Here is a 21,269-nt window from a genome sequence, read left to right on the forward strand (position 1 = left end):
CCGTTGCTAAACGCGTTAGGATATGGCTAGAGATGAGCAATTAAAAAAATACTGGGACTATATAGTTACCAGCCTATCGGACAAGTTTGCCGATGGAGATCAGTTAGACTTAGATGCTATTATATATTTAATAGGTGTACAAGAATTAGGACAGTTACACCGTAGGTTTAAAAAGGATGATAAACTAAACTTAATGCATATAGCTATATGTAGGTTGTTAGAGCCTTATGGCTACTATGAGTTTGATCATGTAGATGCAGACGGCTGGCCACATTACACTATTAAAGAGCAACTACCTGCTTTAAAAGCAGGAGAGCAGTCTATATTAATGAAAGAAGCGATTGTACAGTATTTCTCCGAAAGAGATTTTATTCCTGAAGAGCTGTAATAAGCACAGGTAAGTGATCGCTCGGATACTTAAAATCGTAAAAGTCTGTAATAGTGCGGTATTTTAGCACTTTTAAATTACCGCTGGTGAAAATATAATCGATTCGGTTTACAGGGTTTTCTGAGAAATGATAAGCGTTCCATGTACCTGCAGGGCCATAAGGTTTTGTAGTGCTGTGGGTGTAGCTATCATTAAGTTGTTGGCTAAATATTTGAATAGGCTCAGATGCTGGAGTTAAGTTAAAATCTCCAGTAACAAATGCTGGCAGGTTGTCTGTATTTAATTCCTTCAATTTTAGTAGCATTAGTTTGGCGGCTTCTGCTCTTGCCTGTACCCCAACATGATCAAAATGTGCATTAAACACATAAAATCTACTTTTGGTTTCTTTGTTTTCAAATAATCCATAGGTGCATACTCTATTTAAAGCAGCGTCCCATCCTTTGCTGGGTACATCTGGTGTTGGTGACAACCAAAAAGTTGCCGATTTTAGCACTTTAAATTTTTTACTATTGTAAAATATAGCGGAATATTCTCCTTCCTTTTTGCCATTATCTCTACCCACGCCAATGTATTTATAAGAAGAATTTTTAGCTATGTATTCTAGTTGATATTGTAAGCCTTCTTGGGTGCCCATTACATCGGGGCTATAGTAATTGATTAAGTTTACCAATGCTTCTTTTCTAAAACTCCAAGAGTTTTCATCGTCAGTCTCATTACCATACCTAATGTTATAGGTCATGATATTAATTTCTTGTGAAAAGGAAGTCTGAAATACTACAAACAGACCAGCGATTAAGAATATTTTTTTCATAGGTAGTAACTTTAGTATAGTATTACAAAAGTAGTAGCAAAATAGATAGATGAGGTAAATTATTTGTTAACGTTATTGGCTGTATTTTATAAATACTTTACATTAGAAGTTTTAATATATATCCATGAATAACACTTTGTTTTTAATTACTGCAATTTTCTATATGTTGTTAGATTGTGGTTATGCTCAGAAAACTCCCGATGAAATAATACCTAAAAGTTCTAATGATTTAATAGAGGAATTAGATAACAATAAAGTAGTATATCATGATAATGATCTTTATTATTTAAAGGGGCTTAAGGAATTAGTAGCTTTAAGCAATGCGGAAGGGCTTACCATACCAAATGTTCAATTTTATAATAAAGACGGTTTTTTTGTAAGTAATGTATGGAGTAAGGGAGAATGCACTCAGGTAAAGAATGAGATAGATGCTATTAATACACAACCTTACACAGAAGATAAAACAATAGCTTTTTGGTTAGATAAAATACAAGCATTTCAAATAGCAGAGCAACCAGAAGGAATGGATAAGATTTATGATGGATATATTGTAATAAGTTGGGCGAATTGGGATTTTTTGAAGCCAAAGTTGATGCGTCGTTTAAATAAGCAATCATTTGAGTGGTATGAGCAACTTAAAGACATTCCGAATATGAAAGTTATCTTTTTAAGCATTGATGTTATGGAGGAATGGGGATTGTCTGAAACCGAGCTAACCAAGCTACGAGCAGCTATAAATTAATCTATTTTAGATAGATTGTTAGTGTATAAGGAGGTGTACACAAAAAAATTATTAAATTTGCCTTCCATAAGAAAAAGCCATGATTGATAAAATTAAGGAGCATATTGCTCAGGTAGAAAAGTTTGAGGCAACCTCAAAAGAAGATTTAGAAGCTTTCAGAATTAAATATTTAGGAAAGAAGGGAATCTTAAATGATTTTTTTGCTGAGTTTAGAAATGTTCCTAACGAAATGAAGAAAGAATTTGGGCAAACTATCAATGCTTTAAAAACCAAAGCAGAGACTAAAGTTGCCGATATTCGTGAAGCGCTAGAAAATAAGGAAGAAGATAAAGGCGTTTATGGCGATTTAACACGTCCGGCTGAGCCTATTAACTTAGGGTCTAGACATCCTATTTCTTTGGTGAAAAATCAGATTATTGAAATTTTTGCTAACGTTGGGTTTAATGTATCTGAAGGTCCTGAGATAGAAGATGACTGGCATAACTTTACTGCATTAAATTTACCAGAATATCATCCTGCTAGAGATATGCAGGATACATTTTTTATTCAAACCAATCCTGACGTTTTACTACGTACACATACAAGTTCTGTACAGGTACGTTATATGGAAAAGAACCAGCCACCAATTAGAACTATTTCTCCTGGTAGAGTATTCAGAAATGAGGCTATTTCTGCCCGTTCACACTGTATTTTCCATCAGGTAGAAGGTTTGTATATTGATAAGGATGTTTCTTTTGCAGATCTTAAACAAACCCTGTTATACTTTACTAAAGAAATGTTTGGTAAGTCTAAAATTAGATTGCGCCCTTCTTATTTCCCATTTACAGAACCAAGTGCTGAAGTGGATATTTACTGGGGGTTAAACAATGAAATAGATTACCGAATTACCAAAGGTACCGGATGGTTAGAAATTATGGGATGCGGAATGGTAGACCCAAATGTTCTTGAAAATTGTGGAATTGATTCTAAAGAGTACTCTGGTTTTGCGTTTGGTATGGGTATAGAGCGTATTGCCATGCTTTTATATCAAATAGGAGACATTCGTATGTTCTATGAAAATGATGTGCGTTTTCTTGAGCAGTTTAAGTCGGTTTTATAAAACAGAAAAATATAAATACATTAGTGCCATCCAGAGATTTTTTTGGATGGTTTTTTTATAGTTAATTTTTTGAATGTTCTGAAATGAAAAAAGATATTGAAATACCAAAAGTATCACAAGTATATGTAGCTATGGCTCATGAATGGAATGAAGAGTTTTTAGCAAAAGATTGGAATGCTTACATTATAAATGATAGAGATGAAGCTATAGAAACAGTACTTATTGTTTCTAAAGGATATGATGGAGAAACCAAAACAGCTACTTTTAGACATTTAGTAGAGAAAATAGAACCGAAAGGGTATGCTAAAATTGAATTGGTACAAGATGCCGTGTTAGCATTAAATAACGAGTTTTATGTTACTTTTTTTGCGGATAATAAAATGTATGAAAAAAAGTTTTTGTTTAGAAAAAACACAATTAATGATAAAGCTATGAGACCACTGCCTGTTATGGAAATAGATGGTGTTTTATGTAAATAGTTTTTAAGTTTAAAGGATATAAAAAATCCCGCTCTTTACAAAGAGCGGGATTTTTTGTTGCACCTATATAGGTGATATGTTATCTCAAATTATTTTTTGATAAACTGTAAAGCAACTGATTCAGAACCACTTTCAATTTTCACTACATAAACACCAGTAGCTAAAGCGCTAGTGTTAATTTGTAAATCTTGAGCGTTCTCAATTCCTTTGTTTAATACTCTTTGTCCTAAAGTATTGTAAATACTATAGCTAGTAGGTAACTCATTGTTTCCAATGTTAATATTTAAAGTGTTACCTGCAGGGTTAGGGTATAAAGAAATTTGCTCTAGGTTAAAAGATTCTGTGCTTAATGCATCGTATACACTAAATGAAACACTTTCGCTATCAGTATAGTCACAACCTCCTGCAAACTCAACACCGTCAGATTGTAAAGAGTAATATCCGTCAGCTTCAGGATACCCTAGGTCTGCAAGAGCACAGATACCATCTCCATAACTATCATAAATAGTAAATGTATAACAGCCTACACTTAAAGGAATAGATTGCGTATCTAATGGATCAATATTACTAAATGTATAAGCACCTGTAAATGGATTTTGAGTTGCTGTACCATCGTTATAAGGACCTCCACTGTAAACTATAGCACCAGCAGCATTTGTAATTTCCCAAGTAATTTCAGAGCCATATAAATCAGGTTGAACTTCTAAAGTTATCGTTGAGTTCATATCAATAGCCGCATCTGTTTGGAAAGGATATGAAGAAGAATCGTTAGAAGCTACCATATCAGAGGTTCCGTTTACAGAAGCAATAGTAGCGTAATATACATGTGCATTATTATCGCTAATAGTAGCAGAAGGTAAAGTAATGGTTTCAGAAGCACCATATGCTAAACTTCCTGTCCAGTTATATGTAGCTGGTGTATTAGCATCAATATAATAACTAATAGTCGCAGAAGTTAAAGTAATGTTCCCCAGGTTAGTTAACTCTACTATTGGAGTTATTACATTACTACAAGCGGTAGAGTTGATAGAGTTTATCTCTACTTTACCGTCATAATCTTCTGGATTTGGTGCGTTACAAACCGTAGAGCTTAATAATTCTACTCTTCTAGGAGAGTTAGCCAATACGGTAAGCATACGTGTTTTTTGATCTTGAGTGAAAACATTCATACAGGTATCATTGGTATAATCCATATAGTTTTCAGTCATATCGTTTCCAGCAGCTAGTGTACAACTATCATAATCTGCATTACAATCGTAATTAGCATCAGCAGCAGCTGGAGTATCAGGACAATAATCTTGGGCACTATCTGTAGCGTTTACAACACAAGAGCTAGAGTCTCCCCAGATATGTCTTAAACCTAAACAGTGTCCAATTTCGTGAGTTAAGGTACGTCCTTTATCATAACTGCTAAAGTAAGAACCAGCAGCGTAGTCAGAAGAACCAAAACATCTCCAGTCTAAAACAACACCGTCAGTGTTTGCAGCACCTCCATTAGTATTTAAACCTCCTAAACCAGAGTTAGAAGGAAATTGAGCATATCCTAAAATACCCCCTAAATCACCACCAAATTCACATACCCAAATATTAAAGTATTGAGTTGGATCCCATTGTGTTTGTGGTTTTAATACACCTTCAACATTCGTATTGTTCCATGTGTAGCCTGAAAGGTTAACACGGTCTATACCAGAAGTAAGGCTACCATCAGGAGCTGTTTGTGCTAAACAAAATTCAATTTCTGTATCGGCACCTACTGCATTGGTATTATAGCCAGGTGTACCTGCCATTCTTCTGTAATCCTCGTTTAAAACGGTAATCTGAGAAGCTACACGTGTATCTGAAATGTTTTCGTTAGATCCTACAGCATCACCATTGTGTATTACGTGTACAACTACCGGAATAGTAACTACGGTATTCGTACCCATAGTTTTTTGAGCGGCCATTTTTTGTTTCATCTCCGCAACTTTAGGAGCTAGCCAGTTTTCAAATTCTTCGGTAGAGTATCTGTTAGGATATAAAGTTTGTAATCTGTCCTCGTTTTCAGTAGTTAAACATCTAACGGTTCCAGCTTCGTCTTTGTGTGCTTGGTTAGTAGCGTTTAGCTGTATAGTTTGCTGAGCTGTTTTTTTTGAAAACGCTTTTTTTTCTTGAGCATTTAACGCTAAACCACTAAGTAAGCAGAAAAAAAGAGTTGATAATGTAATTTTTTTCATCTTGTGGGATGGATTAAGGTTTAAAGATTCGCGCAAATATAATAGAATGTATTAAAAAAACTTTAAGTTTTTAGAAATAATGTTATATAGATTATATGAACAGGAGGTATTTATCTATGAATAATGTAAATGTTAGCGTTGGCTTAATTTTTATTTAGAAAAATAATAACGATATTTATAGCTTAAGAAAATACTGATTATGAAAAAACTTTTACTTTTTACCTGTATACTTCTGTCATTTAGTGGCTTGTATGCACAAGATCTATGGAGGTCAACAGAGCAAACGAGGTTAGAAGGCCTTGAGAAGTTTGATAGAAACGCTATGCCAATGGCTTATGGTTTGTATCATCTAGATTTTACACAACTTAAGCAACAATTAGATAGCGCACCTTTAAGAAATGGAGGTGCTATTTCTAATGTAAATATTCAGTTTCCAACTAAGAAAGGAAATTTTGAGAGCTTTGTAGTGTATAATGCTCCGGTAGTGGCTGATGAGCTAGCACTTAAATTTCCTGGATTGACTTCTTATGTGGGGCAGAGTATTGAAAATCCGGCAAATACAGTTAGGTTTAGTGTTACCCAATTTGGATTGCATGCTATGTTTTTTAGAGAAGAAGGTGTTAGCTATATAGATACCTATACTAAGGACTTATCGAACTATATTTTTTATGAAAAAGCAGCGTTGTTTCAAGATCGTAATTTTGAATGTTTAGTTACCGATAATGGAAACACAGCTGGTAAGGTAGCAGATGTAGGTGGCGTAAACGCTCCTTACATGGATGATAGCACATTAAGATCTTACAGATTGGCAATGGCTTGTACTATTGAATATGCCGCTTTTCACATAGCTGAGGCAGGTGTAGGTTCAGGAACACTAGCACAACAAAAAGCAGCAGTACTTGCTGCTATGGTGGTAACCATGACACGTGTTAATGGTATTTACGAAAGAGATATGGCGGTAACTATGGTGTTAGTTGCTAACAACGAAGATGTTATTTATGTTACGTCTGATAGTTTTACTAATGATAATGCTAATGCGCTTATTAATGAAAGCCAGACTGTTATAAATAGTGTTATAGGTAGTGCAAATTATGATATAGGACATACCGTAAGTACTGGTGGTGGTGGATTGGCTCAGTTAAATGTGCCGTGTACAACCAACAAAGCTAGAGGTATTACGGGGTCTCCTTCACCTGTAGGAGATACCTATGACATAGATTACGTAGCTCACGAAATGGGACACCAATTTGGAGCTCACCATACATTTAATAATTCTTGTAGTGGGAATAGAACAGACGCTACTGCTGTAGAGCCTGGTAGTGGTAGTACTATTATGGCATATGCGGGTATTTGTGCTCCTAACGTACAAAACAATTCTGATGATCATTTTCATGCTATTAGTATTGCAGAAATGCGTAGCTGTGTATTAAATATTGCTACGTGTTCAACCAATACACCTAATGGAAATACGGTGCCTGTAGTAAATGCTGGGAATGATTACACAATTCCAAAAGGAACTCCATTTGTTTTAGAGGCTGTAGGAACCGATGCCGATGGTGATGCATTGACTTATTGTTGGGAGCAAACGGATAATGAGATTTCTACACAACCTCCTGTAGAAACGAATAATTCTGGTCCTAATTATAGATCTAATTCTCCTGTGGCTTCTCCTATGAGATATTTTCCTAGCTTAGATGCGGTTTTATTAGATAACCTTACGCCAACATGGGAAGTGACTCCTAACATTGGGCGAACTATGAACTTTGCCTGTACTGTTAGAGATAATCAGTTGATTGCAGGAGGGCAAACAAGTAGAGACGATATGATGATTACCGTAAACGGATTTATGGGGCCATTTGATGTTACTTCTCAAAATACAACAGGTATTTCATGGACACAAGGAGAAACCAGAACCATTACTTGGGATGTAAATAATACGAGTAGTCTTCCTGGCGCAACAAATGTTGATATTATGTTATCTACCGATGGTGGGTATACATATGATACTATGTTAGCAGCTAATACACCAAATGACGGGTCTGAAGATATTACAGTACCTAATGTAGCAGCACCATTCTGTAGAGTAATGGTAAAACCAACAGGAAATGTATTTTATGATATAAATCCGGTTGCTTTTGCAATTGGGTATACAGTTACTAATACTTGTTATACATATACTAACAACACTCCTTTAGCGGTTCCTGATGGAGCTGGAGCTAACCAGCCAGGTACTGTTGTAAGTAATACAGTTACTGTTGCAGATAATGTAACTATTACAGATGTGAATGTAACAGTAGATGTTTCGCATACCTATATAGAGGATTTAGTGATTGCTGTAAATCATCCGAACGGTGACCAAGTGTTGCTTTGGGGAAGATATTGTGATGGTGAAGATGCCTTTAATATTACTTTTGATGATGATGGTCCTGCTTTGGCTACTTCAGGATGTACCAACCCACAAACAGGTACTTTTGCACCTTATGGTTCGTTAGCAGATTTTAATGGATTAACCTCACCTGGAGATTGGGAACTATTGGCAGTAGATTATTATACAGGTGATACTGGAACTGTTAACTCATGGACCTTAGAAATTTGTGAACAACAAGCTACTATGAAAAACGATAACTTTAATTCGTTATCTGAGTTTAATGTATATCCTAATCCTAATAATGGTAACTTCTCTGTGCATTTAATGAGTACTTCTTCTCAAGATATAAACTTAGAGTTATTTGATATTAGAGGTAGAAATGTATTTGCTAACAGTTATACAAATACAGGAACTTTTAATCAGGTGATTAATTTAGATAATGTAACTCCTGGAGTTTATATGCTAAATGTATCTGATGGAGAAAGTAAAGAAACTAAAAAGATTGTGATTCAATAAGAATACAAATTATAGCTATTAAAAAACCCCGGAACTTCCGGGGTTTTTCTTTATGCTGTGTTAAGATGTACTTTAAAGTAATCTCTTAAATAAGTTTATTGGCTACTAAATATTCAGCAATTTGAACAGCGTTGGTAGCGGCACCTTTACGTAAATTGTCTGCAACAATCCACATATTAAGTGTATTTGGGTTTGTTTCATCTCTACGAATTCTACCTACAAATACTTCATCTTTTTGGTGCGCATATATTGGCATAGGGTAGGTGTTAGTATCTGTATTATCTTGTACTACTACACCTGGGGTTTCGCTTAATAATTTACGAACCTCACCAAGTTCAAAATCATTCTCAAACTCAACATTCACAGATTCTGAGTGTCCACCAGCAGTAGGTATTCTAACAGCGGTAGCGGTTACAGAAAAAGAATCGTCTGATAGTATTTTTTTAGGCTCATTAGCCAATTTCATTTCTTCTTTAGTGTATCCATTTTCTAAAAATACATCGCAATGTGGTAATGCATTTCTATAAATAGGATAAGGGTAGGCCATATCGCCTTTAACACCTTGTTCTTCGTTAGCTAATTGTTGTACTGCCTTTACCCCTGTACCAGAAACAGATTGGTAGGTAGAAACAATAACACGTTTCATTTTATATGCACGGTGTAGTGGGGCTAATGCCAATACCATTTGAATGGTAGAGCAATTAGGGTTTGCAATAATTTTGTCTTCTTTGGTTAACTCGTTTGCATTGATTTCCGGAACCACTAATTTTTTGGTAGGATCCATTCTCCATGCAGAAGAATTATCTACTACGGTAGTACCTACTTCAGCAAATTTAGGAGCCCATTCTAACGAGGTATCTCCACCTGCTGAAAAAATAGCTACATCTGGTTTTAATGCAACAGCATCTGCTAAACCAATAACTTTATACGGTTGTCCGTTAAACAAAATTTCTTTACCTACAGAACGCTCAGATGCAACCGGATATAATTCTGTAACCGGAAAATTACGTTCTGCTAATACTTGTAACATTACTTCGCCTACCATACCGGTAGCGCCTACTACAGCTACTCTCATGATGTATAAATTTTAATCTTTACAAATGTACACAAACTGAGGAATGAATTTTATAAAAAATATCAGTTTTATAAAAATATAACAAAAAGTTATTTTTATAACAAAAAGACCGCTCTTTATGGGAGCGGTTTAGTGAAACATAACATTTATTGATGCAGTGTAGCGGTTACACGGCGTATTTTTATTAACTCGATAATCGAGATTGAATGTTTTTTAAGTTTACTTTTTTAGTAAATCTCTAATTTCTGTAAGTAACTCTTCTTGAGTAGGCCCTTTAGGAGCAGCTGGTTTTGGTTCTTCTTTTTTCTGTGTTTTTTCATATGCTTTTAAAGCCCAATAAATAAAGAAACCAATAATTATAAAGTCTATTACCACTTGTAAAAAGTTACCATATCTAATAGCTACTTCAGGAGTAAGTACAGTTCCGTTGGCGGCGTCAATGGTAGCTTCTTTTAGTATCACTTTTAAATCGGTAAACTTAGTGTTACCTAATACCATACCTAGTGGAGGCATAATAATATCATTGGTGAATGAGGTAACAATTTTACCAAAAGCACCTCCTATAATTACCGCTGTAGAAAGTTTTACAATATCTCCTTTAAGTAAAAAGGCTTTAAAATCTTTTAAAAATGCCATACCTGATTTTTTTATATCGTTAGTCATTGTAATTTAAGAAAAAAAATAATGTGATGTGTTAAATACTTGTTTGAGAAATGTTAGGCTTACTGTAAAAAGGTACGTTTTATTCTTTTAGATAAATCGGTAATAAGCTCATAAGAGATAGTGCCAGCAGCTTCAGCAAGAGCTTCTGCGGTATATGTTCTATCAAATACAATTACTTCATCTCCTTCTTCACAATTTATATGGGTTACATCTACCATAACCATATCCATACAAACGTTGCCTACAATAGGTGCTTTTATATCATTTATATATACAAAGCCTTTTCCTTTACCATAAATACGGGTAAGTCCGTCTGCGTGTCCAATAGGTAAGGTGGCCGTTTTCATTATTTTTTTGGTAATCAATCCACGGTTATATCCTAGGCTATCTCCCGGCTGTAAAGTGTGTATTTGAGAAATTACGGTTTTTAGAGAAGCTATAGGTATAAAGTTGTGTTCATATTTTTTATCGTTACCAAAACCATACAAGCCAATACCGCTACGTACCATATTAAAATGCGCTTCAGGGTAGTTTAATATACCCGATGTATTGCATTGATGAAGTATGGGTTGATATCCTAATTTAGGAATAAAGGTTTCTGTAATAGTTTTAAATAATGTAATCTGACCTTTAGTAAAGTCAGCTTCACTTAAGTCTTCTGAAGCAGCTAAGTGCGAAAAACACGAGGCTACTTTTACAGTATTGGTTTTAGATAAAGTTTCTAAAATAAAAGGTACATCTTGCAAATCGAACCCTAAACGATTTAAACCGGTATTAAATTTTAGGTGAATAGGGTATGCCGTTTGTTGTTGCTTCTGTGCTACCTCTATAAACTCTAACAATGTTTTTTTAGAGTATATACTAGGTTCAAGACATCTATTAATAATGGTGGCTAGGTTTACCTTTTGCGGGTGCAGCACCAAAATGGGTTTGGTTATTCCGGCATCGCGTAACTCTGTACCTTCTCCCGTATATGCCACAGCAAAATAATCGGCACCTAATTTTTCAAGGTGTTTAGCAATGGGTACAGAATCGTTTCCGTATGAAAAAGCTTTTACTACAGCTAAAAACTTTGTTTGTGGTTGTAGTTTAGACTTAAGAAACTCATAGTTATGAGTAAGCGCTTTTAAGTCAATTTCTAAAATCGTTTCATTCGCCTTCGGCATCTTTAGTATCTACGTCTTTTTTAAAAGGTAGTTGGTTAGGGTCTTTTACCTCTAATTTATTTAATTTTTCTTTTAGCATTACTTTATAAAAAGCAGCTCTGCTTAGGGGTTCATATTCTTCCGTCTCACCTAGTAACACTAAGTTATCGTTACTAGATTTACGGTGGCTAAAATGCGCTAGGTTACCTGTTCTGGTGCAGACAGCGTGTACTTTAGTAACATACTCTGCAGTAGCCATAAGTGCAGGCATTGGTCCAAAGGGGTTTCCTTTAAAGTCCATGTCTAATCCGGCAACTATAACTCTAATGCCACTATTGGCAAGGTCATTACAAACCGCTACAATTTCATCGTCAAAAAATTGAGCTTCGTCAATACCTACAACATCGCAGCCATCTGCTAGTAACCTAATATTAGCAGCAGCGGGTACCGGAGTAGAGGTAATTTCATTAGCGTCGTGTGACACTACCATTTCTTCATCATAACGTGTATCTACCGTTGGTTTAAAAATTTCAACACGTTGTTTGGCAAACTGGGCTCTTTTAAGTCTTCGGATGAGCTCTTCGGTTTTACCGGAGAACATGGATCCGCATATTACTTCTATCCAACCAAATTGTTCTTTGTGATTAACAGTATTTTCGAGAAACATTTTGTAATTTTCAGGTCTAAAGCTATTATATTGCTTTTTGTAAAGCTAACAAGCTTATGCAAATTTATCAAAAAACTATGGTAGCAATTTGCTTAAAATTTAAAATATGAAAAAGAAACTAGAGTCTGAGCTAATTAGTATAGCCCATAAGGTGTTGAAATTAAAGGGCAAAGAGGATGTAGATGCGTTGTTGGAAGAAACTAGAAAATTATATGAAAAACTTACTGTCTTAAAATTTGTTGAAGAACATTTTGGAGAGGTGCAGCCTACTATTGGTAAGAGTGAGGTGATAGAAAAGTTTGAAGAAATGGCGGGTAATGTAATGACCAACAACACACAGGTACCCGAAAGTAACCCAAATGAAGATGATATTGTATCTCCTTTAATGGATACTATTAAAGGTATGGTAGAAGAAATGCCCGAAAAAGAATCGGAGGCAGAAACTTTAGAAGATATTTTGCAAGGATTTTCTTCTGAAGCTATGTTTGTGAAAAAAGATGAGTTTACTACTTCGGTAACTAAAGAAGAAGTAACCATTGAAGAGGAAAAAATAGCAGAACAAACTATTATATCTGAAACTTTATTTGAAGAGGTTAAGCCTGTAACACCGGTAACACCAGAAGTAAAGAAAGAAGGGAAGCCGAAATCGTTAAACGATAAAGCATTTCGTCATGGTATTCAAATAGGATTAAACGACAGAATAGGCTTTGTAAAGCATTTATTTGGCGGTAACAATGAAGATTACAACCGTGTGATTTCTCAATTAAATACAGCAAACTCTTTTGAAGATGCTAAAATGTTTGTAGACCAAATGGTAAAACCAGACTACAATAATTGGGAAGGTAAAGAAGAGTATGAAGTACGTTTTTTTGCCATTGTAGAGAAGAAGTTTGATTAACAATTAGTAGATACAGTTGTAATTAGTATATATGAGTTCAGAATTACCGGTTAAATTATATATTGTTCCTACCCCTATTGGTAATTTAGAGGATATGACTTTTAGAGCCATTAGAGTTTTAAAAGAGGTTGATTTTATTTTAGCAGAAGATACCAGAACTTCTGGGAAGTTGTTAAAACACTTTGAGATAACAACGCAAATGTTTAGCCATCACATGCATAATGAGCATAAAACGGTAGAAACCGTTATTGGTAGACTACAAAGGGGAGAGTCTGCTGCTTTAATTAGTGATGCAGGAACACCTGCTATATCAGATCCCGGATTTTTATTAACGCGTGCCTGTGTAGAGCAAGGCATAGAGGTAGAATGTTTACCGGGTGCTACGGCCTTTGTACCTGCCCTAGTAAATAGTGGTTTACCTAATGATAAGTTTGTGTTTGAAGGTTTTTTACCTGTTAAGAAAGGAAGACAAACCAGATTGCAACTGTTGGCAGAAGAAACCAGAACTATCATTTTTTATGAATCGCCTCATAAGTTGATAAAAACCTTAACTAATTTTGTTGCATATTTTGGAGCCGATAGAAAGGTGGTGGTTTGCAGAGAATTGAGTAAACTACATGAAGAAACAGTTAGAGGAAGTGCAGAAGAGGTATTAAAACATTTTGAAACAAAGCCACCCAAGGGTGAAATTGTAATTATAGTAGAAGGCAAAAAAAAGTGATATGCAACGCATATCACTTTCTTCATATTTTTTGATTGACTTGACAATCGAGATGAAATGTCTCGAATTAGTTTACTAAACTTTATTTTTAAACTTGCCCCTCGCTAGTGATAATAGCAATAATTTCAGTGGCATTTGATAACTCAGCAAATTTTTCAGCGGTAAAATCTTCTTTATCAGATTTAATAGAAAGATTAGCTCCATTAGCAACCAATAATCTGAAAATTTCTACTTTATTATATCTAGCAGCATACATTGCTGGAGTTTTTCCTAAGCATTTTTGATTTACATCTTCTCCTAATTCTATCATTTGTTTTACCACATCTAGTTTACCTAAAACTATGGCTTTACAAAAAGGATTTAATGCAGAGTTTAAAACTGTCACATCAGTTTCTACAGGTTCTACAACAGGTTCAGTAACCATATTATTTGCAAATGATACAACAGCTACTAAAGCTAAAACGAAGGTTAAAATTGATTTTTTCATAATGAATGATGTTTTTCGATTTTTTTTAATGAATGATTTATGTTTATTTGAGTGTCTTACTCGTTATTAATAGACTGTGAATTTATTTAATTGTTACAGAAAAGTAATTATTTAAAGTTTTTTTAACATATTTTCATTTATATGGTTTAATATTGATAAATCAATAAAACTAGTGTGGTTTATGGGTTTTTGATAGAGATGTTTGGTATGACTGTTTTTTCTTAAAACGTAGGGTTAAAACTATTACGTTTTAGTAATTTTTACAATTAACGGTACGGAATAAAAAAATATGATTATTTATAAGTTAAAACTACTTTTTATTGTAGTAATAAACTGAACTTTTACAATGATAGTTTGACGACATGTAAGTGTTCGTCGATTTTTCTAAGGTCTTTTTTTCGCAGTAAAATGGGCTTAACATTTTTTAACATGCCTTAAAACACCAATTCTTTATTAAAAAATGGGTCAATTTCATTCACTTTTTTTGGATTTTAAGAAAATCTGTTATCCTACAAGGGTTAAGGGATAAGCGAATTTTTATAACCTTTAATCGATAGATAAAAAAAATTTTCTTTGTCAATACCTATCGAAATTATTTATAGTATCTGGTTTAACTTCAATAATCTCTATAGCTAAAAATGGCATAAACGCCAGTATTTGAGGAATTTTGTATCAGAAAATTTAAATATTAATTCAAAACAAAACTAATACATGAAAGTTTTAGTTATAGGTGCAGGAAATATGGGTCTCACCTATGCCCAAGCAATGTCTAAGTCAAGATTTTTAAAAAAGAAAGATTTAATGATCTTAGATAATTCTCCTGAAAAGTTATTATCATTAGAAAAAATTGAACATTTTGATGTGTATGATCAGCTAGATTTATGTTTGCCTAAAGCAGATATCATATTTGTAGCGGTAAAACCTTTTCATAGTGCAGAGTTATTTGCCAAAATGAAAGAATTAGTTACCAATGATCAAATTGTAATTTCTATTATGGCAGGTGTAACAATTGACACTATGCAGTCTTCTATAGGAATTGATAAAGTAGTAAGAGCAATGCCTAACTTACCAGCACAGGTGGGTAAAGGGGTTACTAGCTTTACTGCTAGCCAAGAGGTTTCTAGATTAGAGCTAATCACCGTAGAAAGTTTATTAAACACTACAGGGAAATCTTTAAAAGTAAGTTCAGAAAAATTTATTGATGCCTCTACCGGTATATCTGGTAGTGGTCCTGCATACGTGTTTTACTTCATGCAATCTATGATGGAAGCAGCCCTTAAAATGGGATTCTCTACAGAAGATTCTAAAGTTTTGGTTACCCAAACTTTTGATGGTGCGGTAGAGCTGTTCAATCAGTCAGATCTTTCTCCAAACACATGGATGGATAGAGTAGCCTCTAAAGGAGGTACTACGAGAGCTGCATTAGATTCTATGGAAGATAACAATGTAAAAGAGCTTATAAAGGAAGCTGCTTATGCCGCTTTTGATAGAGCTGTTGAATTAGGGAAAGAAAAATAAATTTTAAAGAAAAAGAAATGTACGATAAACGCGTAGTTATTAAAGTTGGTACCAACGTAATGACTAACAAAGACAATAGAATAGTAAGACCTGTAATTGAACATTTGGTAAAGCAAGTGGCACAGTTATATGAAGAAAATATTATGACTGTTCTGGTATCTTCAGGATCTGTAATTGCAGGGAAAGAAGTGCTTGGTGAAAGTACTATTGAGGATAAAGGAATGAGACGTCAGGTGTTTAGTGCTATAGGGCAACCACGTATGATGCGCTTATATTATAATATTTTTCATGATTATGGTATGAAGTGTGCTCAGGTGCTAGCTACTAAAAGAGATTTTAACCCTGGTGAGCATAGAAAGAATATGGTAAATTGTTATGAAGGCTTGTTATCTGAAGGGGTAGTGCCCATTGCAAATGAAGATGATGCCGTATCTTTAACAAGTAGTATGTTTACCGATAACGATGAGCTTGCTAGTTTAGTTGCAGAATTGATTAATGCAGATATGATGATTATGCTAACTGATACTGATGGATTATATGACGGACATCCAGAGGATGATAATACCAAACTAATCCAGAATGTAAAAGTAGCTGAGAATGTTGAAAAGTATGTTGCTGAAAACCGCAAAGGTGAAGCAGAAGGTAGAGGTGGTATGGCTTCTAAACTTCATATTGCTAAGGCAACCGCTAAAAAAGATATTCCAACATTTATAGCAAATGGTAAAACCGAGAATATTATAGTGGATATTGTAAACGGTAAGTCTGTAGGAACAAAAATAACCGCTTAAAAAAGAAAGGACGATATGAAATTAATGACGACAGATATAAAGAATAAAGTTTTAAAATCTATGATTACCATTTTAGGTAAGCGTAGGAAAGAAATTATTGAGGCCAATAAAAAAGATCTTGACGCTTTTAATAAAGAGGATAGAGCTATGTATGATAGATTGGTAGTAGATGATAAAAAAGTAGATGGAATGATTCAGTCTGTTACGGAGGTAATGGAACAAGAAGATCCTGTAAATACTGAAATTTCTAGCTTAACCTTAGATAATGGATTAAACATAATAAATAAAACAGCTCCGTTTGGTACTATTATGATTATCTATGAATCTAGACCAGATGTTACTATTGAGGCAGCAGTACTAGCTTTCAAGGCAAATAATAAAATCTTACTAAAAGGTGGTAAAGAGGCTGTACATAGTAATAAAGAGCTTGTTAACTGCTGGCACATGGCATTAGCAGAAAATGGTTTAGCAAATGATTGGATCCAGCTGTTAACCCTTAATAGAGAAGAAACACAAGCATTTCTTAAGAACCCAGATCAAAAATTAGATTTGATTGTTCCTAGAGGTGGTGAGCGTTTAATTGCCTTTGTTAAAGAACATGCACAATGTGCAGTGTTAATAAGTGGTAGAGGTAATAATTTCCTATATGTACATAAAGATGCCGATTGGGATAAAACGGTGAAAGTAATTGTAAATGCTAAAACACACAAAATATCGGCATGTAATGCGCTAGATAAAATTTTGTTTGATGCTCAATTACCAGATCTTGAGAAGAAATTGAAAGATTTGAATGCTGTTTTAAAGGAAGAAGGGGTAAAAGTACTTGTAGATGGTGAGGTTGCTAAAGTACTTACTGAAGAACAGGTTATTTCAGATAATACTATATGGTATGAAGAGTTTTTAGCAATGCAATGTATTATTGGCATGACAGATAATGTAGATACGGCCATTGAAAAGATAAATACCTATTCTGGTGGACATTCATCTACTATTATGACAGAAGATAAAGAGGCTGCCTTTGCATTTATGCAACAGGTAGATAGTGCTGCAGTTTACCATAATGCGTCTACACGATTTACCGATGGTGGTCAGATGGGTGTAGGTGCAGAGCTAGCCATTAGTACTGACAAGTTACACCATAGAGGTCCGCTTGGGTTAAAACAGTTAACCACTAACAAGTATTATGTGTTCGGAGACGGACAAGTAAGAGTATAACGCTTTCTAATTATACACAGTAAGGGGAACCGTAATTTACGGTTCCCCTTTTTTTATATCTTACTTCAAAAATCTAATGGCAGATCATAATGATTTTGGTAAAGAGGCAGAGGAAAAAGCAGTGCGCCATTTAAAAAGTTCGGGGTATGAGATATTGGCACAAAACTATTATTACAGAAAAGCAGAGATAGATATTCTGGCATTTAAAAATAATACCTTAATAGTGGTAGAAGTTAAGGCTAGAAAGAATGCTTATTTTGGTAACCCTGAGCAGGCTGTGAACAAGAAAAAAATTAGATTATTAATGGAGGCTGTGAATAATTATATTGATTTGAATGACCTAGATGCTGAGGTAAGATTTGATATAATAGCAATTTTAAGGCAAAAAGAAGGCTTTTATGTTAATCATATTGAAGATGCATTTTACTTTTTCTAAAAAATTTAATGAAATGTTGTATTTACAACAAAATGTTTTATTTTTGAGAAACAAAATCAACCTTATGAAAACAATATCCTCAGTTGTAGAAGATTACATTAAGTCTAAACCTTTTTTACAAAGTGCTTTGGCTCAAGGTATTATTAACTTGACTTCTTTGTCAAGGGTAATTAAAGAAGATATACAAGAAGATCTTGGTAAGGAAGTAAGAAGTGGAGCCGTAGTAATGGCACTGAAAAGGCTGTCTGCTGATATGGAATTTAGAGCTACTCACAAGATTTTGAAAGTACTTAAAAATATTGGAGAAATTACAGTGCGTTCTTCCCTTACAGATTATACCTTTTTAGTATCTGAAACAATTTTGAATAGTCAGTCTCAATTGTTAAAAGAGATTAATAAGAATAAGGATGTATTTTATACTTCTTCTCGTGGTGTTAACGAAATAAATATTGTTATCAGTAATACCATGCAACCTGTTGTAGAGGAAACATTTCGTTTGGAGAAACAAACGCAAAAATTAGAAAACTTGTCTTCAATTTCAGTAAAACTACCAGAAGATAACGTTTCTACTCCGGGTATTTATTATTTTATTTTCCAACGTTTGGCGTGGGAAGGTATCACTATTAATGAGGTTATTTCTACTTCTAATGAGTTTACTATTATTGTAGCAGAAGAACAAATAGATAAAGCATTTAAAGTAATGAAAGACTTGAAGAGTCTATAATAAATACGTTAAAGCTTTGAATTTTACCTAAAATAAGTTTGCTTTGTTGTTTTATATTATATTCTTAAAGCAATGAAAAAAACTTTATTTTTAGTCTTCTTTTTGTTTGCAGGTATATGTTCTATACATGCACAACAGGAGGTTGCCAAAAAGATTAATTTACTTAAAAAATCAGGAGCAAATTTTCCTTTGTTCCAGGTGTTGAATGAAGATGCTTCTGTTGCTACAGATGCCGCTACAAAGGCGGTTACAGAAGCAGTATACGCTACAATGAATTCGCAGGATGTTACAAATGTTGTAAACAATGCCTATGAAACTATTCAGGTAGAAATTCCTTATATTCAAGAAACATTAACGGCTACTTTGTATAAAGTAGATCTATTTACAGATGGCTTTACACTTAATACCGATAAAGCTACTGATGTAGCCTATACCCCAGGAGTATATTATAGAGGTATTATTGAAGGAGAAACTGCTTCGGTAGTATCACTTAACTTTTTTCAAGGTGAATTAAATGGTGTTTTGTCTTCTGAGCGATTAGGAAATATTGTTGTAGGAGAATTAACCGGACAAAACCCTGATTCTGCATATATTATTTATAATGATAAAGATTTAGTTACCGGATTAGATTTTGAATGTCACACGGAAGATTTAGATCCACGTGAAGAGTTACCAACAGATCAAGGATTAAAAGCTACTGAAACAGGTACAGTAAATACCACTAACTGTGTAACTATGTATTTTGAGTTGGATAACGATTTGTATCTTCAAAATGGTAGTGATGTAACCGCAACAACCAACTGGATGACTTCAGTTTTTAATAACGTACAAACTTTATACAATAATGACGGTATTACTGTTTCTTTAAACGATTTGTTTATTTGGACAACTACCGACCCTTATACGGGAACAACCTCTGGAGAAAATTTGAATCTTTTTTATCAAAATAGAGGATTTTTTAACGCAGATGTAGGTCAGCTAATTGGTATTGATGCTGGTGGTTTAGGAGGTTTAGCTTCTACAATTGATGGTTTGTGTACAGATTCTAATAGAGCATATTCAGATGTTAGTATTAACTATAACACGGTTCCAACATATTCTTGGACTGTGATGGTGATAACCCATGAGTTTGGACATGTTTTGGGTTCTAGACATACACACGCTTGTGTTTGGAATGGAAATGGCACTGTAATAGATGGTTGCGGACAAACTGCCGGATACCAAGAAGGGTCTTGTGTAACTGGACCTATACCAACAAACGGAGGTTCTCTTATGAGTTATTGTCATTTAATTTCGGGTGTGGGTATTAATTTTTCCAATGGCTTTGGTTTTCAGCCTACTGCTGCAATTCAAGGGGCTATAGATGGTTCTTCTTGTTTAAGTACAGATTGTATTAGTACTTGTATTAATATGGTGTATGATGTACAAGCAACAAATATTACTGATAATTCAGCTGTTATTACCTGGAACTCGGGTAATAGTGTAGGTCAGTTTGAAGTGGCTGTGTCACCTTACGCGGCATTGCCTATGTTTGTTACTTATACAACCGTAACAGGAAATTCTTATACGGCTACAGGATTAAATAGTAACTCATACTATAGAATTAGAATTAGACCTGTTTGTACTTCGGGGATAACTTCTACTGTGAAAACAGATGTTTTTGCTACCAATGGAGATGTTTGTGGTGGATTTGTTTTTACCGATACAGGCGGAACTGTTGGTGATTATGGTGATGATCAAACTATTGTTAGAACCTTTACACCTAACCAATCTGGTAAAGTTGCTACAGTTGAGTTTACCGATTTTTTCTTGGAAACAGATTATGATTATTTATATGTGTATAACGGGCCAGATACTACTTACCCACTATTAACTCCTAATGGGTTAACAGGTAATATTGCTCCTGGTATTTTTACATCTACAGCTCCAGATGGTTCATTAACCTTTCAACTTATTTCAGATCCGTATGTAACTGAATTAGGTTGGGTGGCAAATGTATCTTGTTCAGATGCTATGGGTATAGATGCAAATGAGTTGGTAGATTTCACCTATTATCCTAACCCTACATCGGGTATCGTGAATATTGATGCTGCTTTACAGATTAACAAGGTGGAAGTTTATAATACAACAGGACAGCTTTTATATGCTGCTGAACCTGGGTTAACAGAAACTACAGTGAATTTGTCTAAGTTTGCTTCGGGTACATATTTCTTTACCATTGATGTAAATGGTAATCAAGCTAATTTTAAAGTAGTTAAATACTAAGAAAATAAACGTATAGCTAAAATAAAAAAGCCTGCTTAACAGTTTAAGCAG

The 21,269-nt window shown here is 34.4% G+C and carries 20 protein-coding genes; 13 read left to right on the forward strand and 7 right to left on the reverse strand.

The features are described from left to right. Positions 1-22 precede the first annotated feature (22 nt). Positions 23-388: a hypothetical protein gene (locus tag Y10_RS03580; protein WP_281763994.1), complete on the forward strand. Its 366-nt coding sequence runs from the start codon at positions 23-25 to the stop codon at positions 386-388. On the opposite strand, the gene Y10_RS03585 is transcribed toward Y10_RS03580, so the two are convergent. Further along, a complete protein-coding gene (locus tag Y10_RS03585) occupies positions 369-1,199 on the reverse strand; it encodes an endonuclease/exonuclease/phosphatase family protein (protein ID WP_281763995.1) in 831 nt (276 codons plus the stop codon). The two genes, Y10_RS03580 and Y10_RS03585, sit on opposite strands and share 20 nt — an antisense overlap. A 124-nt stretch (positions 1,200-1,323) precedes the next feature. Here Y10_RS03585 and Y10_RS03590 point away from each other — a divergent pair, with 124 nt between their 5' ends. The 3 genes from Y10_RS03590 to Y10_RS03600 all read left to right on the forward strand — a co-directional run bounded on the left by Y10_RS03590 (position 1,324) and on the right by Y10_RS03600 (position 3,519). Next, a complete protein-coding gene (locus Y10_RS03590) occupies positions 1,324-1,941 on the forward strand; it encodes a hypothetical protein (RefSeq protein WP_281763996.1) in 618 nt (205 codons plus the stop codon). 79 nt (positions 1,942-2,020) lie between these two features. Next, positions 2,021-3,040 carry a phenylalanine--tRNA ligase subunit alpha gene (gene pheS / locus Y10_RS03595; protein WP_281763997.1) on the forward strand — a complete coding sequence of 340 codons (1,020 nt, stop codon included), beginning with the start codon at positions 2,021-2,023 and terminating at the stop codon, positions 3,038-3,040. 83 nt (positions 3,041-3,123) lie between these two features. Then, on the forward strand, positions 3,124-3,519 hold the full coding sequence (locus Y10_RS03600) for a hypothetical protein (protein WP_281763998.1): 396 nt from the start codon (positions 3,124-3,126) through the stop codon (positions 3,517-3,519). 89 nt (positions 3,520-3,608) lie between these two features. On the opposite strand, the gene Y10_RS03605 is transcribed toward Y10_RS03600, so the two are convergent. Continuing rightward, positions 3,609-5,732, reverse strand: a complete 2,124-nt coding sequence (locus Y10_RS03605; protein WP_281763999.1) for a T9SS type A sorting domain-containing protein — start codon at positions 5,730-5,732, stop codon at positions 3,609-3,611. A gap of 199 nt (positions 5,733-5,931) precedes the next feature. On the opposite strand from Y10_RS03605, the gene Y10_RS03610 reads away from it, so the two are divergent. Further along, positions 5,932-8,616 carry a zinc-dependent metalloprotease gene (locus Y10_RS03610; RefSeq protein WP_281764000.1) on the forward strand — a complete coding sequence of 895 codons (2,685 nt, stop codon included), beginning with the start codon at positions 5,932-5,934 and terminating at the stop codon, positions 8,614-8,616. An 85-nt stretch (positions 8,617-8,701) separates the two neighbouring features. On the opposite strand, the gene Y10_RS03615 is transcribed toward Y10_RS03610, so the two are convergent. The 4 genes from Y10_RS03615 to Y10_RS03630 all read right to left on the reverse strand — a co-directional run bounded on the left by Y10_RS03615 (position 8,702) and on the right by Y10_RS03630 (position 12,166). Beyond that, the gene (locus Y10_RS03615) at positions 8,702-9,691 is read right to left on the reverse strand and encodes an aspartate-semialdehyde dehydrogenase (RefSeq protein WP_281764001.1); all 990 of its coding nucleotides are present in this window, start codon (positions 9,689-9,691) and stop codon (positions 8,702-8,704) included. 219 nt (positions 9,692-9,910) lie between these two features. Then, positions 9,911-10,327, reverse strand: a complete 417-nt coding sequence (gene mscL, locus Y10_RS03620; protein ID WP_281764762.1) for a large-conductance mechanosensitive channel protein MscL — start codon at positions 10,325-10,327, stop codon at positions 9,911-9,913. Between the two features lie 86 nt (positions 10,328-10,413). Then, positions 10,414-11,520 carry an alanine racemase gene (gene alr / locus Y10_RS03625; RefSeq protein ID WP_281764002.1) on the reverse strand — a complete coding sequence of 369 codons (1,107 nt, stop codon included), beginning with the start codon at positions 11,518-11,520 and terminating at the stop codon, positions 10,414-10,416. After that, positions 11,504-12,166 (reverse strand): thymidine kinase, encoded by a 663-nt coding sequence (locus tag Y10_RS03630; protein WP_281764003.1) that lies wholly within the window; start codon positions 12,164-12,166, stop codon positions 11,504-11,506. Before Y10_RS03630 ends, alr begins: the two co-directional genes overlap by 17 nt. 106 nt (positions 12,167-12,272) lie before the next feature. On the opposite strand from Y10_RS03630, the gene Y10_RS03635 reads away from it, so the two are divergent. Together Y10_RS03635 and rsmI are read left to right on the forward strand one after the other, a co-directional pair. Continuing rightward, complete coding sequence (locus Y10_RS03635) at positions 12,273-13,064, forward strand: hypothetical protein (RefSeq protein ID WP_281764004.1); 792 nt, start codon at positions 12,273-12,275, stop codon at positions 13,062-13,064. 31 nt (positions 13,065-13,095) lie between these two features. Beyond that, positions 13,096-13,785, forward strand: coding sequence for a 16S rRNA (cytidine(1402)-2'-O)-methyltransferase (gene rsmI / locus Y10_RS03640; protein WP_281764005.1), 690 nt, complete (start codon positions 13,096-13,098; stop codon positions 13,783-13,785). Between the two features lie 88 nt (positions 13,786-13,873). Here the strand turns inward: rsmI and Y10_RS03645 are convergent, their stop codons facing one another. Continuing rightward, complete coding sequence (locus tag Y10_RS03645; RefSeq protein ID WP_281764006.1) at positions 13,874-14,272, reverse strand: ankyrin repeat domain-containing protein; 399 nt, start codon at positions 14,270-14,272, stop codon at positions 13,874-13,876. 711 nt (positions 14,273-14,983) lie between these two features. Here Y10_RS03645 and proC point away from each other — a divergent pair. From proC to Y10_RS03675, 6 genes are all read left to right on the forward strand, one after another. Next, positions 14,984-15,790 (forward strand): pyrroline-5-carboxylate reductase, encoded by an 807-nt coding sequence (gene proC / locus Y10_RS03650; protein ID WP_281764007.1) that lies wholly within the window; start codon positions 14,984-14,986, stop codon positions 15,788-15,790. A gap of 17 nt (positions 15,791-15,807) precedes the next feature. Beyond that, positions 15,808-16,578 carry a glutamate 5-kinase gene (gene proB / locus Y10_RS03655; protein WP_281764008.1) on the forward strand — a complete coding sequence of 257 codons (771 nt, stop codon included), beginning with the start codon at positions 15,808-15,810 and terminating at the stop codon, positions 16,576-16,578. 15 nt (positions 16,579-16,593) lie between these two features. Further along, positions 16,594-17,793 carry a glutamate-5-semialdehyde dehydrogenase gene (locus tag Y10_RS03660; protein WP_281764009.1) on the forward strand — a complete coding sequence of 400 codons (1,200 nt, stop codon included), beginning with the start codon at positions 16,594-16,596 and terminating at the stop codon, positions 17,791-17,793. 76 nt (positions 17,794-17,869) lie between these two features. After that, complete coding sequence (locus tag Y10_RS03665) at positions 17,870-18,229, forward strand: YraN family protein (RefSeq protein ID WP_281764010.1); 360 nt, start codon at positions 17,870-17,872, stop codon at positions 18,227-18,229. A gap of 64 nt (positions 18,230-18,293) precedes the next feature. Beyond that, a complete protein-coding gene (locus Y10_RS03670; protein WP_281764011.1) occupies positions 18,294-18,953 on the forward strand; it encodes an aspartate kinase in 660 nt (219 codons plus the stop codon). Positions 18,954-19,025: 72 nt separating this feature from the next. Beyond that, positions 19,026-21,218: a M12 family metallo-peptidase gene (locus Y10_RS03675; RefSeq protein ID WP_281764012.1), complete on the forward strand. Its 2,193-nt coding sequence runs from the start codon at positions 19,026-19,028 to the stop codon at positions 21,216-21,218. The last annotated feature ends 51 nt before the right edge of the window (positions 21,219-21,269 follow it).

The organism is Neptunitalea lumnitzerae (assembly GCF_027924185.1).
Lineage (GTDB): Bacteria > Bacteroidota > Bacteroidia > Flavobacteriales > Flavobacteriaceae > Neptunitalea > Neptunitalea lumnitzerae.

What these genes read in the sequence shown, in the direction of transcription:
- Y10_RS03615 (WP_281764001.1), bottom strand. Translation starts at nt 9,691, where the DNA reads ATGAGAGTAGCTGTAGTAGGCGCTACCGGTATGGTAGGCGAAGTAATG.
- Y10_RS03645 (WP_281764006.1), bottom strand. Translation starts at nt 14,272, where the DNA reads ATGAAAAAATCAATTTTAACCTTCGTTTTAGCTTTAGTAGCTGTTGTA.
- alr (WP_281764002.1), bottom strand. Translation starts at nt 11,520, where the DNA reads ATGCCGAAGGCGAATGAAACGATTTTAGAAATTGACTTAAAAGCGCTT.
- Y10_RS03610 (WP_281764000.1), top strand. Translation starts at nt 5,932, where the DNA reads ATGAAAAAACTTTTACTTTTTACCTGTATACTTCTGTCATTTAGTGGC.
- rsmI (WP_281764005.1), top strand. Translation starts at nt 13,096, where the DNA reads ATGAGTTCAGAATTACCGGTTAAATTATATATTGTTCCTACCCCTATT.
- Y10_RS03605 (WP_281763999.1), bottom strand. Translation starts at nt 5,732, where the DNA reads ATGAAAAAAATTACATTATCAACTCTTTTTTTCTGCTTACTTAGTGGT.
- Y10_RS03600 (WP_281763998.1), top strand. Translation starts at nt 3,124, where the DNA reads ATGAAAAAAGATATTGAAATACCAAAAGTATCACAAGTATATGTAGCT.
- Y10_RS03635 (WP_281764004.1), top strand. Translation starts at nt 12,273, where the DNA reads ATGAAAAAGAAACTAGAGTCTGAGCTAATTAGTATAGCCCATAAGGTG.
- mscL (WP_281764762.1), bottom strand. Translation starts at nt 10,327, where the DNA reads ATGGCATTTTTAAAAGATTTTAAAGCCTTTTTACTTAAAGGAGATATT.
- proC (WP_281764007.1), top strand. Translation starts at nt 14,984, where the DNA reads ATGAAAGTTTTAGTTATAGGTGCAGGAAATATGGGTCTCACCTATGCC.
- Y10_RS03675 (WP_281764012.1), top strand. Translation starts at nt 19,026, where the DNA reads ATGAAAAAAACTTTATTTTTAGTCTTCTTTTTGTTTGCAGGTATATGT.
- Y10_RS03665 (WP_281764010.1), top strand. Translation starts at nt 17,870, where the DNA reads ATGGCAGATCATAATGATTTTGGTAAAGAGGCAGAGGAAAAAGCAGTG.
- Y10_RS03660 (WP_281764009.1), top strand. Translation starts at nt 16,594, where the DNA reads ATGAAATTAATGACGACAGATATAAAGAATAAAGTTTTAAAATCTATG.
- proB (WP_281764008.1), top strand. Translation starts at nt 15,808, where the DNA reads ATGTACGATAAACGCGTAGTTATTAAAGTTGGTACCAACGTAATGACT.
- Y10_RS03585 (WP_281763995.1), bottom strand. Translation starts at nt 1,199, where the DNA reads ATGAAAAAAATATTCTTAATCGCTGGTCTGTTTGTAGTATTTCAGACT.
- Y10_RS03580 (WP_281763994.1), top strand. Translation starts at nt 23, where the DNA reads ATGGCTAGAGATGAGCAATTAAAAAAATACTGGGACTATATAGTTACC.
- Y10_RS03670 (WP_281764011.1), top strand. Translation starts at nt 18,294, where the DNA reads ATGAAAACAATATCCTCAGTTGTAGAAGATTACATTAAGTCTAAACCT.
- Y10_RS03630 (WP_281764003.1), bottom strand. Translation starts at nt 12,166, where the DNA reads ATGTTTCTCGAAAATACTGTTAATCACAAAGAACAATTTGGTTGGATA.
- pheS (WP_281763997.1), top strand. Translation starts at nt 2,021, where the DNA reads ATGATTGATAAAATTAAGGAGCATATTGCTCAGGTAGAAAAGTTTGAG.
- Y10_RS03590 (WP_281763996.1), top strand. Translation starts at nt 1,324, where the DNA reads ATGAATAACACTTTGTTTTTAATTACTGCAATTTTCTATATGTTGTTA.